Here is a 13,939-nt window from a genome sequence, read left to right on the forward strand (position 1 = left end):
TCCTATTTACCAAATGTCTCATCCAAGTACTCACCAAAGTGACTAGTGCTGTTATCTCCAAGATTTCCAATCACATTCTCAAACTGTTTAAGCTGTTTTGAAGTCATCTTTTCCAAAGTAAGCTTTTGCCCATCTTCAGTAAAGACTGTCTCACCCTTGGCATATTTTCTCACTTGGTCTGATATTTTATCTTCTTCCTTTACACCAGCATTATATGAGTCAATTTTAGTATCAATCTTTTGTTGTATTTCATCCTTGTTTCCGTCATAGCCAGAATAGCCAGAATTCATAAAACCTGTAACGCCATTTTCATCTAGTTCTCTCTGTCGTAAACCAGCATTGAAATCCCGGTAGATAGTTGAATCATGATCGATGGTATTCCCTCCTTTTTTAAGATACGATTGCCCCTGACTTGTGTAATCTTGAAGACGCTTATTTTTTTCTGTTTCTTCTTTGACATCTATTTCGTCAAGGTTCTTCCTCCAATCAAAGAAAGCATTCAAACTATCAGCCCCTGCACCAGCCACTCCCATTTTAACTTTCTCTTTCAGTGCTGAAGAATCTGATCCATCCACTCGCTTATATAATCTATAGCTATTATGAGCTGCTTTAATACCTTCTAAACGAGCAACTGACTGGAAGACTTTATTTGCCAGATACGCCTCCGGCCCCATTATTGTTGTGACGGCATCCGTCGTCATAACAACCATATTCGCAATAAACTTCTTTGTAGCTTCTTTGCGTTCTTTTTCATAAGCTTGCATTGCTTCGTTATATTCTATCCCTCTCACTCCAAACGTAGCTGATTCTGTACCAGAAGTAAAGGTTTCTTCTTTTCTGTACATTCCCAGCAATGGACCTTTAGGTGCATTTTTAACAAGATCAAAAGTGCGGTCTCGTTGAGCATCACTCACAGGCTGTATAGCATCAAAAGATATTGTCTTTAACGTCAACTTCCCAAGACCATTATCAAAAGCCAGACTTAGATTTCTCTTATGATATCTATAACGGTATTCTTGTCCTTCAGCGTTTCCTGGATTTTTTAGAGATTCTCTGCTAACACCAACCTCTAAAATCTGAACTGATTTCATCAATCCATTAAAACCATTTAAAGCATCTAAACGCTTCTGCTTGGCGGTTAACTCTGGAGAGTCCAAAGTTTTGCCCTCATAAAACATCGTCTGCATTTTCCCTTCAAGGACTAAGGAAGCTTTCATGCCACCTATCATCATTTTTTGAGAGAAATCCCCAACTTTAACAGAATCAACATTAGTGAAAGAGTCTAGATAGCGATTTAACACTCCAACGTCTTCTCGTTCCCACCAGTCTGACATGATACTAGCCAAAGAAGGATAGGTCCCTTCAGAGATACTATTTGTATCCATTTGTATAAGCAACTCTGGATGACCACTCAATGCTGCGTCAATCGCTTTTGCGTCTGTCACGTTTTCAATATTTTCAATATAAAACATCGTTTCCCTTGTCAACATTCCAGACTGAATAGCTCTAAATATTGTTGCTGGCGGAACTAATACTGCTGCTTTAGCATGAGTAATGACAGTCGTCAGAGCATCTAAGTTTGCAATTACTTCTGACAAGTTGGAATTAAATAAATTATGAGCCGCTTCAATACCTACATGAGTTGCTGTTCTATTTTCCGCTAGAGAGTCCAAATTAGACTGAGCAGTTCCCAAGTGACGAGCAGCAAGATTCACCGCTGGAAATGAGGCTTTTTCTGTTGCACTGTCTAACAGGGGCTGCAACCCGTCCATCACTTCTTTGATTTTGTCCACCTGCTCCACTTTTAGCTTTTGAACAACGGTATCCTTCCCCTCGCCCCAAGTCCAAGCCTTTATATCAAATCCCAGTCCAGTGACCGTATCTTCAAAAAACTGTACATAACTTCCATATTGTTTTATTGCTGCCGGCGCTTGGTAAAATACTTGCGCTTGAAGGATATTTAGTTCTTCAAAAAAGGCAAGGACAGCATCTGAAACAGAATCGTCTGTTTTTGTCAAAAATTGCCGCTCCGTTTCCTTTGCCGCAGCTTCAATATTATTACCATAATCATTCAAAGCTTTCCCATAGTTCGCCAGTCCAGGTAAATTATGAATCTTAATAACTTCTGACATTTTACCGCTCCTTTATCTCTTTTTCTTACTTGCTTCTAGCACTTTAATAGAAGCGTTTAAGCTTGAAATCCGAGCTTCAACGTTTTTTATCTCGGCTTCTACAGCGTCGCATGCATTATCAACATGTGTCATTAGATTCCGCTGCTCATTTTTTACTGAATCCTGTTCTGCCTGAGTCTCTTCCGCATACTTGGTACCTGCTAAAAAGTATGTCCATTTGATATGACTATGATTTTTTAAAACATATTCTATAGTCGCATCAAATGCTCTCAAGGAAGACAACAATGCTTCCAATTCCGCTTTTTTGGCATTATTCTGTGCAACAGCGGCTTGTAAACCTGCGATTGATGCTGCACCTGTAACGATGGCTGCTGTTCCCATTTTTTCTCCTTTTCTCTTTTACTGCATGATTACTTTTACTTTATTTGCTTGATTATCTGCAATGTAATAATGTTCTTGCTCTTCCAACTGTGGCTCACGAACAATCCTATTAGTAACTGTCAAGATACTTTGGTCACTTACTCTCATAGCAAGTAAGGCCTGTTTATAATTTTTCGCTATCCTAGATACTGGGTCAATATTACGACTGAGGTTTGCAGAACTCATGATTATTGATGCATAACCAGCTTTTAATCCTTTTTCGAGAATAAACTCAAGTTGTTCTTGCATATCAATCGTTAAAGTCTGAACCAGTTCAGATAGATTATAAACAATAATTGTCACAACATGTTCTCTGGAGCCTGCTTCAAGTCGCTCTGTAACTTTTGATTTTACTGCTTGAATCATATCCACTTGATCCTCCTCGCTGCTAACTAGCAGGACGCCCTCCATCTCTGGAATGGAGTGATACTTCGGCGCTAGCACAATCACCTTCTGCTTGCCTCGTGCAATCTGCTCAGTAAAGGCACCCATCTGCTCTTCCTTGTCTGTCAAGTAGAGAATATTGCCTTTGGATAGGTTCCAAGTAATTGGTTCAACCGTCTCCATGTCCAATCCTAGTGGTACCAAGCCCTGCTTATAAGCTGCTTGGACACTAGCCCGGCTATAGAAGTCCGCCTCCGTCAGCTCCTCTGGTACCATCGGAATGGCACTTGGTCGCTGTCCGGTCCATGCTTCTTGGAGAGAAGCGACTTCTTGACGCAGGTTGTTAAGGACTTGCGCATCATTAGCACCCGCTACTGGCAAAGCCAGCTGGATGACATCGACTTCATCACGCTTCATAAGTGCCCGGCCCTTGATGTCTTCCATCATTTTCGCAAGCGGGGTAGAGCCTACAATCGAGCGAACTTCTCCCACATCATTCTGTGGCAGACTCAGCTGGTGCTTGAAGTTGGCGTAGAACTGCGCTCGAAGGTTGGACTGACGGCCCGCTGTCACCAAGAGGTGAACGCCGATGCTGAGACCTTCACGAGAGATCCGCACCAAGAGCTTGAAGAGATCCGCTTCATAGGCCTCTTCCTTCACGGACTCATAGCTGTCCAGCAGGATGACGATAGCCGGCTCTTGCTGACCGCTAGCATGACGGTAGAGTTCCAAGGTCCCAACACCGTAGTCAGACAAGAGCTTCTTACGCCGGTTGAGCTCTCGCTCCATGATTCGTACAAACTTGGCAATCTTCTCCGTCTGATCCAAAAGCAGAGTATCAGCCACCTGCGGTAATTGGCCTAGCGGTGCTAGACCATTGGTCCCGAAGTCCATCAGGTAGAGCATGACATCTTTGGGACTGAACTTGCGAGCCAAGTCCATGGCCGCACTCTGCAGGAAGGTTGTCTTCCCCGTACCAGGACTTCCGTAGAGCAGGATATGCCCATCCTTGGACAAGTTGACTGAGACAGGCTCTTGCTTCTGTGCCTGCGGGATATCCGCCATTCCCAGAAGGACAGAGACCGGCTTCTTTTGCTCCCAGGCTTCCTGCGGCTGGATCGGTTCCAACTCTTGCAGAGTCATCCGCTCTTTAAGCGGTGGCAGCCATGGCTGTGGTACTGGAGGAATCTGCTGGCTCTCTGTCAATAGTTGGATCTGACTGACAATGGCCTCCAGCTCTGTCGGTACTTCCTTGATATCCTCGGCTAAGTCAAGACCTGACAGGTCTTGATTGAGCACTTCGTATTGGCCTAGGTCGTTAATCAGGTAGATGGTATGGTCTTCGATACCCAGCTCATCCTTATCCGGCTGGTAGTCTGCCCCTGACCAGGCTGACTGGAAGAGTTCATAGACTTCATTATTGCCGACCTGCAGATAGGCCCGGCCAGTCTGGGTAATCTCCGCCGCATCTGGCGTCTTAAGCATTTCCATCGAGTCTGTCCGGTCTGCCACCTTGAGCGCCAGCTTAAAGCGGGAGTTGGACCAGATCTGGTCATCCACCACCCCAGAGGGCTTCTGAGTAGCCAGGATCAAGTGGACCCCAAGGGAACGTCCGACCCGAGCGATGGATACCAGCTCCTTGATAAAGTCAGGCTGGTTGACCTTGAGCTCTGCGAACTCATCCGAGATGAGGAAGAGATGGGGCAGGGGTTCAGTTGCTTCCCCGTTCTTAAATTTCTTTTGATATTGGTTGATATGATTGACTTCAAACTCTCTGAAGAGCCGCTCCCGGCGATGAATCTCCGCATTGATGGAAGCCAGCGCCCGCATAGATTGGGCCCCGTCCAAGTTGGTAATGGTTCCCAAGAGATGAGGCAGGTTCTTGAAGAGATTGGCCATTCCTCCACCCTTGTAGTCGATGAGCAGGAAGGCCACATCGTGCGGGTGGAAGTTGACGGCCAGACTCAGGATATAGGATTGGATGGTCTCTGACTTCCCAGATCCCGTTGTCCCGGCAATGAGCCCATGTGGTCCGTGAGCTTTTTCATGCAGGTTGAGGTAGACCAGGTCTTCCTTGCCCCGCAGGCCGATAGGTACTGCCAAACTCTTATACGGCGCATTCTGTTGCCACTTTTGCAAGACTTGCAGGTCCGAGAAGGTCTCTGCCCCATACATCTCCATAAAGGTCACCGTATCAGGGATTGAGCTCTTGAGATTCTGCAGGTGATTGAGTGGCGCCAAGGTCCGAGCGATTCGTTCCTTGTCATAGCCTTCTGGGAAATGATCCAAGCGGAAGTCAATCTCTCTGAGGATTCCCTCTTCCATGACTAGCTGACCAGTGTTGCGGTCTTTGATATTGATAACTGTCTTGATATTCTCAGACAGCGAGCTCATCACATCCTGCACGAAGATGAGTGAGCAGCCTAGATGTGTTGGATCCTCTGTGAAGAACTCCATGATGATATGGTCGAGAATCAGCTTTTCATCTGTGACCAATACCACATAGTGAGGACTGTAGAGTGTCGTCTCCTGCCGGGTCGCTTCTTCCTTCTGTGCCTTGCGCAGTTTCAGTATTTGGTTGAGACTGTTTAGGACCTGATCGTGCGTCCGTTGGTTATAGACAAAGCCACGGACGTTCAGCTCTTGCAGAGTCGCATGCGGCAGCCAGCGCAGCCAATCCCACTGGTCGCGCTCCTCCTCTGGCATGATGGTAATCACCTGCACATCGTGGTAGGAGTGAAAGACCGCCAGCTGCATGACCAAGAGCTGGAGCTGTTCCAGAACAAGATTGCGCGGACCGATATAGCCGACCGGTCCATGGCTAAGATTAGCCACGATAGGAAGGTCGGGGATTTTCTTATGCCGAGTGTAGAGAGCATAGCCCTCCTCTTCCAGCGCATCTTTCTTTCCGCTCCGCTCCTCTTGACCGTAGGTCAGCTTATAGGAGGTTGGCACCTGGCCAAGTCCCAAGCGATAGTAAAGAAAGTCAAAGTGAAGCGGTGTCTTCTCGTAGATGCGGTGGCTGTAGTCTGTCACCAGACCTGTCAGTTCGTTAATGTTTGGGAAATGGTAGAGCATGCCATCACGCTGCTCACGTTCCAGCTTGTTCAGCTCAATAGCCTTGTCTTTCAGATAGAGGTGATAAAGATCGATGCGTTCCTTCTTGTCTTCCTTGAACTTCTTGCGGTTTTTGAAGAAACCGCGCACCGAAAAGATAGCACTGGCGATTGACATAGTAACTGTAACGAGGATATAAATCCCCCGCGGCTGAACCAGTGTAATCAGCACCGTCACCCCAACCATAAGGAGCGGCGGCACAATCAGTCTCAAGAGCTCATCATTGGGCTTTTGAGGCTCCTTGCTTGGCGGAGCAATCTGAATCTTGTCCTCTGAACTCCGATAGATAATCCGCGGTGAACGGTGATAGTCTGGATAGTCTGGATAGAAACCATGGCGAGAAGCCCCTCGCAAGGTCAGGTTAGAGCTGACCTTAGCTGGACCCGTCACCCAGATTTCTTCTGGATAGACCTTGAGGCAGATACCCTCCAAGCTTAGCTCGTCGCCGGCTTCCAGCTGGATTTGGTCTCCCGTCCACTCAACATGATTGAGAAAAACTTGACCTCGCATCTTGGTCAAAAGCCAAGAATCATTTGTTCGCTTCAAGAGCAACTCCAAAGGCACTTCCAGACTGATGGCTGCCCCCTTCTGGTCGCTGATGAGCAACTCTTTTCTGTCCAGCAGGTCATAAACGGCCGGTTCTGAATCAGATTGATACAAGGTCAGATTATCCAAGGCCAGGCCGTCAGTTACGACACCCGTTTCTTCCCCCATCTGATAAAAGACTTGCCCTTTAGCTAGCTGAAGCTGGATAGGAGTCTCCTGATGAGGCAGGTAAAGCTGGGCCTTCTCACTCGCTGCTAAGAGAACTTTCTTGTCCTCTGTCAGCTGCAGCTCATAGCGCAGATGGTCTGTATAGATGATGATTGTCTTGCTCATACTTACTCCTTCGCGCTACTGCTAGATGACGCTTCACTGCTGGAGGAAGAGCTTGCTCCTGAAGAACCTTCCTCGCCAGAAGCGCTTGAGCTAGAATCACCAGTTAGAAGCTCCTTGCGGCTATCCCAGTATTTCTTATACTCGCCTTCCAAGGACTCAAGCTTAGTCTCCCGATCCTTACCAGACAAACTATCGTCCTCACGCACCTTTTTCATCTCCTGCGTCAAGGCGTAGATGATTAGATCTGAGTCATTAATCCGTTTGGCTGTATCCAAAGCATCTTCAAAATCATTACGTCCAACTTGAATCCAGTAATTGAGATACAAATCATCTGATTTAAGTGTGACATTGTTCAGGATGACCTTACGCTGATCATCGGAAAATTCCAGCCCCTGAATATAAGAATAGGCCAGTTCATATTTCTGTGTATTCGGCAGGCTCTTAGGAGAGATTCCCTCCAGCTCATCGATGACCTTGCTATAGTCCACTTTGATGAAGGCAGTATCCGCCTGTAACAGCTTTTCCTTGAAAGGATTTTGTATGAAAATCAAGTAAATCAAAGGAATGGTCAAAATCACAACAGCTGCTGTCAGCCAGATGGTCGCCAGTTTGAAAATCTTATGCTGGCGCTTGGAGACCAGTGTCTGCTTCTCTGCTTCTTCTGCAGCCTTTTCCTGATAAGATTTCTCCAAAACAGCAACCGCATCTTCCAGACTGTCAGCCTCACGCAGTTCCACTAGGAAATCTGGCAGAGTTTCTAGCTCTAGCGAACCCTTGTAAAGCTCCATAAAGTCCAGATCTGCAAAGAGCGTCACCGCAAAGCACTTGGCCTGGCGCAAAAAGTCCTCCCGAGAAATAGCCTGAGGTGTCATGATACCGGGAACTCCGCGATAAGCAATCTTCGCCTGCGCATCCTTGGTAATAAAGAGATTGCTAGGATGCAACAAAAAAGTAACCGGCAATTCCAGTGCCGCTTCTAGAGCAAAAACATTAAGAGCCAGACGAATCCGCTCAGAAATCGTGCGCTTTTCAATCTCTTCCTTGGACAGCCCCAAAGGCTCAATCTGATAGGTGAAGTAGACACTATCGTGGTCGGCCTTAGTCTCCTGTTCCAAGAAAAGCGGATGGTGCAGGTCCAAAAGCAAGAGCTCCCGCAAATCTTGCGTTGCTACATCCGAACGCTTCAGTGTTAGGCTCCAATTCTTGTCATTTTTTTCATAGATAAACTCTTGTTCAGCAAATACAAATTTTTCCTCAGTCACCTTAAATCTCCTCAATCTCTACTAAATCTCCTGTTGTGACTGGATAATCAGCCAAAACCTTGCCCTCATCCAGTATCAGCCCCTTGTTAACAATCCGCAGCTGATACTTATGGCGCTTCCCTTCGATATTGAAAATCTGATCAATCTCCCGAATGAAACGACGGACCTCAATCCGCTTAGGAATGCGAATATCCACGTCCTTATCCCGCAAACGGAGGGTGATGTTGATATGTCCTTCCATTTTATACTTCTCCCTTACTGATACGATAGCTGACAAAGACAGTCATACTGACCAAGAGTATGGCTGCTACAAAGTAGACTACTCCTGGCAGAAAATCATCCCAGCTGCTTTCTTCATCGCTTTTCAAACTCGTCTGCAGCTTGGACAATTTTTCCGTTCCCGGCTGAAAAAGCTCCTTGGAATGGTAAATATCCGTCGGCCCCTGTATAGCAGAAAACAGTTGTCCCGCTTCTGTGGCCAACTGTTTATTTTGATACTGCTTCATTTCCTGAATTTTTTCCTGATTCTCAGCAACGAAAAGAGACTTGGTGCCTTCCGATTGTGCACCAAAGTTCAGTTCTTGCTCTTTTTCAATCCGCGAATTATCTATCTGCAGACGATTATCCTTAAGCTCATCTGCGGCAACAGCCGTCACCGCAAACGAACTTAGAAGTAGGAATAAAAACAGAATTTTTTTCATACTCTTTTAAACTTCCTCAGTTTTTAATGTTCTAGTCTTGATAAAGATATTAGCTGCAACTAGCAGAGCCAGCAAAACAATCAGGCCAAAGATGGCAAAGAAGCCAGCGGTCTTGCCGTCAAAGTAACCTGACAGCATGCCTTCTAGCACAGACAAGGCATTCAAACTCTTGATAAAGGCTGGGAAGCCAGTCAGACTAGCTGTCGTACCAATAGCATTAGATAGGTAGACAAAGCTGATAATCATGAAGAAAGCTAAGCCCATGCCCATCACGCGCAGATGCTTGAGGAATAAATACTGCCCCTGAATCAAGACAAAGCTAGCAACCACAATCAACAAGACCCAAGATGGAACATATTCCTTGCCAATGTGAAGCTGCATACTGGAGACAATCCCAATGACCAGACCAATCGTCAGAGACAGGAAGCCTAGGATGCCCACAGTCGTAATATCGGTATCTTGTAGCTTATTAAGCTTAAAGCGGTCTTTAACCTTGCGCACAATATTTTGCGTTGCAAAAAGATAGGCCGTAAAGAGACTGACAATCTCCAACAAGAGGATCCATGTGAATGGACGGTAAACATTGACAGTCGCTTTGACAGATGAAGAAGACTGAGCAACTGGATTAGACAGGAAGTCCAGCAATACTTCATTAGGAACACCATTCTCATAGGCATTGTTAAGAACCTTGACAAAGGACTCCACAAAGTTGCCATTGTCTTCCAATTCCTTATTGAATTGTCCCATCAAGCTTTCAGCATTCGCAGACAGTTTCTCTGTCGTTCCTTGTGCATTTTCCAGCTCACGATTGAAGCTGCTGAAGATCTGGTTGACACCATCAGCTGCTTGCACATTGGTCTGTGAAGAAGACTTAACGCCAGAAGTTGAAGACAGCAAGGATGAGAATTCTGAATTCAGAGATGACAAATCGGTGTCAGTTTTAGCCAACGCCTCTGTAGAAGAAGCCTGAGCTTTTGAAATATCTGACATTCTAGTTTGTAGGTTATCATAAAGATTGAGCTGTTCTCCGATTTCTGTTGCGAGTTTAGCGTTAGTTCCTTTGATATCTTCAATCTTACTTTTCAGACTGGTAATCGTATTATTCAACTTCCCTTTGACACTATTCTCTGGCTTACCATCTTTACTATCAGACAAACTATTTTCATAAGCACCCAGATTAGATTCAACCGCTTGTACTAAAAGCTTCGATAAAGATTCAGACATATCTTTATTTTTTAACTCATCAAAAGAATTATAAGCTTGGATTAAAGACATGACGTGTTGATAGGTAGAAGAAATCTCTTGTACTTTAGCTCCATATGCCGCTGCCGCTTTTTGTGCATCCTCTACATTCACCGGCGCACTTGCAACCTTAATACCATTCAGAGAAATATCAATTGAGCTGTCAACTGAAGTGGCTGCAGCATCATTAGCTACACTGAACTGCACATTAAAATTAGCCCCCTCAGCTAAATTAATTTCTTGCCCATTTTCTACTGTTTCGCCATTGTATGTAATAGTTTTAATTGTTACACCTGTTGGTGGAGTGACTGACAAAGTAGCCTTTCCAACCTGGCTATTAACTGGGCTGGCTGTAGAGCTAGCCGCTTTCTCTGCAGCTGCTGCCAGATTGTCTAACTCAGCACCTCCATTTCCTTGTGGTGTTCCAAATTGCGAAATGGTTGAATAGTCAAGAGCAGGAACAGGCAATCCGAATTTCACCTCTGTTGGTTGAGAAGCTGGCAAAGCTTTTACTGCTTCAGCTATTTGTGCCTTCAAAGAAACATCGTAGCTTGTTGTAGCATCTCCTAACACTGCGCTAAGAGTAATAGGCTTGCCTTCTTCAACACCATAGTAGGTCCTTAATTTATTATCAACAAAGTCCTTAATCTGTTGTTTATGGACATCTAATTGCCCACGTTCAGTTTCCAAAGCAGTTTCCAAATCCTGTAATTGCTGACTGACATTATCAGCATCAACATCTTTTACTTCATCTGTCGGGCCAAGCTGTTTAGTGAAATTTTTTTGTGTTTCTTCTAACTTAGCGTAGAGTTTTTGAGTATCATCATGGACAACTTTTTCATCCATTTCCATCAGTTGCTTCATAAATGCGGCATAGTTGATTTGGTCATCCGCCCGCTGTTTGAGAAGACTATCAAAATTCTTTCCATAAGTGGCCTGAGAATTATCCAAGTCATCGAAAGCCTTAGCATAAGTTTCCAGAGTCGTCTTCAAAGAGTTATTGGCTTCGACAGATGAGGCAGACATACTAACCAACGTTGGGAAGATATTCTTAGACCCAATAGCAGACTCCAACAAGTTGGTTCGATAATTGCCAATATTGGTAATTTGCACCTCTGAACTAGCCTGCACATTTTGCTGAGCTGTATATAGATTGCTCAAGATACTTGCCATATACATATCAACCAACTGGCTATTTAGATCTGCGATAATATCCTTAGCCAGACTATTGGCCTCATTTTCAATCTGCTGATTTCCTGCAGCGTTAACTTTATAAGTGACGATTGTCCGATCTGCACTGATAGCATTGACATCTAGCACTTTTTCCGAAAAGTCACTTGGAATCGTCACGACCAGCTGGTATTTCCCACTTTCCAGGCCAGCATCTGCAGCTCCACGCGTCACGATGTACCAGTTTTGAGAGTCATCCCGTTCTAGATTTTTGACATAGCTAGCTCCAAGATTATACTCTTTCTTGTCAACCTTAACAGCCCGATCTTCATTGACGACCGCGACATTCAGCTTAGTCTTTTGATCTGTTTTGATTTTGCTGTCTCTAGCGCTGCTTGTATTCTTCTGCACTGCGACATTCAGCGTCACTACTGCAGCCAGCAAGGCGATGACTAAAACAACGTTTCCTATATACTTAAGTAATTTTTTATTTCCCATGGATGTAAATTTCTTTTTCTTTTTAAATTTTTTAGTTTACTGTTACATAAAAAAGCACACAGAAAGACACAAACAGCTCTAACAGTCTAATTCAGATGTTGATTCAGATTGTCAGAGCTTGCCTTTACATTGCAGTGATTTTCTTATCAAACATGAAAGAAACTGCCATTTTTTCATTTTTAATCTTTACAAAAATAGGAAGGCTCTTGCCTTCCTAAAGCCGTTATAACAAAATTAGTGAATTTGTGCAGCGATATCTTGGTCAGTTTGCTCAACAATGTCAGCAACTTTAACCAATTGAGCATTAATATCTTGAAGCAAGGTTGCAAATTCTCTGATTTTTGGAGTCAATTCATTGAATTGTGCTTCAAAGCTATCAAATGCAGAACCATCCCAGTTATCTGAGATAATACCTTGTTCACGAGTCAATTCATTAAGAACTTGAGTTACATTTTCAGAACCTTGAGTGTATCTTTGCGCAGATGTGCGTAGATCTTCTGGAGTTAATTTAATTTGTGCCATAGTTGTTTCTCCTTTAGCAAATTTATATAACGGGTACATTATATCAATAATCACTTTATGTTTCAAGTTTTTAAATATATTTTTTTAGAAAATATATTGACATGTTGTCAACCAAGTTCGTTTAAACGTCTGATACTATAGCGTTTTTGACTGTTAGATTCAAACCTTTAAAACCCCAATTTCTCAAAAATACGCTGATAGTTTTCTTGGATTTGGTCTAGGCTAACAATAATCTCCTCACGATTATGATTGTTCTTAACAGTTACCTGACCGCTTTCTACTTCGCTTTCACCCAAGGTGATAAGAGTTTTGGCTTTAAAGATATCAGCCGACTTAAACTGAGCCTTGAGCTTGCGGTCTAGATAATCCCTTTCTGCCGCAAATCCTTGTGCGCGGAGAGCCTGCACTAACTCCAAAGCTCTGCCATTGGCACCAGTTCCTAAAACAGCTACATAAACATCCAGAGCGGTTTCAATCGGCAGCTCTACTCCTTGCTTGTCAAGTACGAGAAGTAGGCGTTCTAAGCCCATACCAAAGCCAACACCTGGCGTTTCAGGGCCACCAAAGTAAGCCACCAGCCCATCATAACGGCCACCGGCACAAATAGTCAGCTGACTGCCAGCCACCTCTGTCGTAAACTCGAAAATGGTGTGATTATAGTAGTCTAAGCCACGGACCATATTGGTATTGATGACATAAGGAAGCTGCAAGGTCTCCAGCATGGAGCGAACGGCCGCAAAGTAGGCACTGCTCTCCTCATCCAGATAATCCAGAATAGACGGAGCGCCTTTTACAGCCTCCTTGTCCTCGGGCTCTTTAGAATCCAGCACGCGCAGCGGATTCTCCTCCAAGCGACGTTGGCTATCTGCTGATAGGCTAGCCTTCAATGGGGTCAGATAATCAATCAAGGCCTGACGGTAAGCAGCTCTGCTCTCAGGATTCCCCAGTGAGTTAAGCTCCAAGCTGACATTGGTAATGCCAATATCCTTGAAAAACTGAGCCGCCATGGCAATCATTTCTACATCTGTAGCAGGATTACTAGAGCCAAAACACTCTGCACCAATCTGGTGAAATTCCCGCAGACGGCCAGCCTGAGGCCGCTCATAGCGGAACATAGATCCCATATAATAGACTTTGACAGGCTTTTGCACTTCAGGAGCAAAAAGTTTATTCTCTACATAAGAACGCACCACAGGCGCTGTCCCCTCTGGACGCAGCGTGATATGACGGTCGCCCTTATCATAGAAGTCATACATTTCCTTAGTCACAATGTCTGTCGTATCCCCGACAGAGCGGCTAATGACTTCATAGTGCTCAAAAATTGGCGTACGAATTTCACCGTAATTATATTTTCTAAATGTCTTGCGGGCAAAGTCTTCTACATACTGCCACTTGGCTGATTCCTGAGGAAGAATATCCTGAGTTCCTTTAGGTTTTTGTAATTTCATCTTCTGACCTCCGCCTTCTTTAGTACTTATATTCTATCATAAGTCCGCCATTTTGAGGAGCCCGAAAGGGATTTTTCATTTGGAAGAACTAAATCCGTTTTCATGTTCCAAAATAGCTTGAAAAAAAGTCAGAATTGTGAGAAAATAAAAACAATTCAACTCAG

Annotated in this window: 9 protein-coding genes; all 9 read right to left on the reverse strand. The window is 44.5% G+C overall.

The genetic code is table 11. The features are described from left to right. Window positions 1–2: 2 nt before the first annotated feature. The 9 genes from J1C86_RS11115 to hisS all read right to left on the reverse strand — a co-directional run bounded on the left by J1C86_RS11115 (window position 3) and on the right by hisS (window position 13,775). Window positions 3–2,132 carry a hypothetical protein gene (locus tag J1C86_RS11115; RefSeq protein ID WP_125407900.1) on the reverse strand — a complete coding sequence of 710 codons (2,130 nt, stop codon included), beginning with the start codon at window positions 2,130–2,132 and terminating at the stop codon, window positions 3–5. Between the two features lie 12 nt (window positions 2,133–2,144). After that, a complete protein-coding gene (locus J1C86_RS11120; protein WP_125407902.1) occupies window positions 2,145–2,513 on the reverse strand; it encodes a hypothetical protein in 369 nt (122 codons plus the stop codon). Between the two features lie 18 nt (window positions 2,514–2,531). Next, the gene (gene essC, locus J1C86_RS11125) at window positions 2,532–6,932 is read right to left on the reverse strand and encodes a type VII secretion protein EssC (RefSeq protein WP_125407904.1); all 4,401 of its coding nucleotides are present in this window, start codon (window positions 6,930–6,932) and stop codon (window positions 2,532–2,534) included. Between the two features lie 2 nt (window positions 6,933–6,934). Then, on the reverse strand, window positions 6,935–8,194 hold the full coding sequence (essB, locus tag J1C86_RS11130; protein WP_075202709.1) for a type VII secretion protein EssB: 1,260 nt from the start codon (window positions 8,192–8,194) through the stop codon (window positions 6,935–6,937). Between the two features lies 1 nt (window position 8,195). Continuing rightward, the gene (locus J1C86_RS11135) at window positions 8,196–8,435 is read right to left on the reverse strand and encodes an EsaB/YukD family protein (protein WP_002907519.1); all 240 of its coding nucleotides are present in this window, start codon (window positions 8,433–8,435) and stop codon (window positions 8,196–8,198) included. A 1-nt stretch (window position 8,436) separates the two neighbouring features. Further along, window positions 8,437–8,895, reverse strand: coding sequence for a type VII secretion protein EssA (gene essA, locus J1C86_RS11140; protein ID WP_002907520.1), 459 nt, complete (start codon window positions 8,893–8,895; stop codon window positions 8,437–8,439). Window positions 8,896–8,901: 6 nt separating this feature from the next. Beyond that, the gene (gene esaA / locus J1C86_RS11145) at window positions 8,902–11,805 is read right to left on the reverse strand and encodes a type VII secretion protein EsaA (RefSeq protein WP_125407906.1); all 2,904 of its coding nucleotides are present in this window, start codon (window positions 11,803–11,805) and stop codon (window positions 8,902–8,904) included. 234 nt (window positions 11,806–12,039) lie between these two features. Further along, window positions 12,040–12,327: a WXG100 family type VII secretion target gene (locus tag J1C86_RS11150; protein WP_032909143.1), complete on the reverse strand. Its 288-nt coding sequence runs from the start codon at window positions 12,325–12,327 to the stop codon at window positions 12,040–12,042. 167 nt (window positions 12,328–12,494) lie between these two features. Further along, entirely contained in the window at window positions 12,495–13,775 is a 1,281-nt protein-coding gene (hisS, locus tag J1C86_RS11155) for a histidine--tRNA ligase (protein WP_125407908.1), read from the reverse strand. Between the last annotated feature and the right edge of the window lie 164 nt (window positions 13,776–13,939).

The organism is Streptococcus sanguinis (genome assembly GCF_050220005.1).
Lineage (GTDB): Bacteria > Bacillota > Bacilli > Lactobacillales > Streptococcaceae > Streptococcus > Streptococcus sanguinis_Z.

Coding starts and splice junctions, on each gene's coding strand:
- J1C86_RS11115 (WP_125407900.1), bottom strand. CDS start 2,132: ATGTCAGAAGTTATTAAGATTCATAATTTACCTGGACTGGCGAACTAT.
- J1C86_RS11120 (WP_125407902.1), bottom strand. CDS start 2,513: ATGGGAACAGCAGCCATCGTTACAGGTGCAGCATCAATCGCAGGTTTA.
- essC (WP_125407904.1), bottom strand. CDS start 6,932: ATGAGCAAGACAATCATCATCTATACAGACCATCTGCGCTATGAGCTG.
- J1C86_RS11135 (WP_002907519.1), bottom strand. CDS start 8,435: ATGGAAGGACATATCAACATCACCCTCCGTTTGCGGGATAAGGACGTG.
- essA (WP_002907520.1), bottom strand. CDS start 8,895: ATGAAAAAAATTCTGTTTTTATTCCTACTTCTAAGTTCGTTTGCGGTG.
- esaA (WP_125407906.1), bottom strand. CDS start 11,805: ATGGGAAATAAAAAATTACTTAAGTATATAGGAAACGTTGTTTTAGTC.
- J1C86_RS11150 (WP_032909143.1), bottom strand. CDS start 12,327: ATGGCACAAATTAAATTAACTCCAGAAGATCTACGCACATCTGCGCAA.
- hisS (WP_125407908.1), bottom strand. CDS start 13,775: ATGAAATTACAAAAACCTAAAGGAACTCAGGATATTCTTCCTCAGGAA.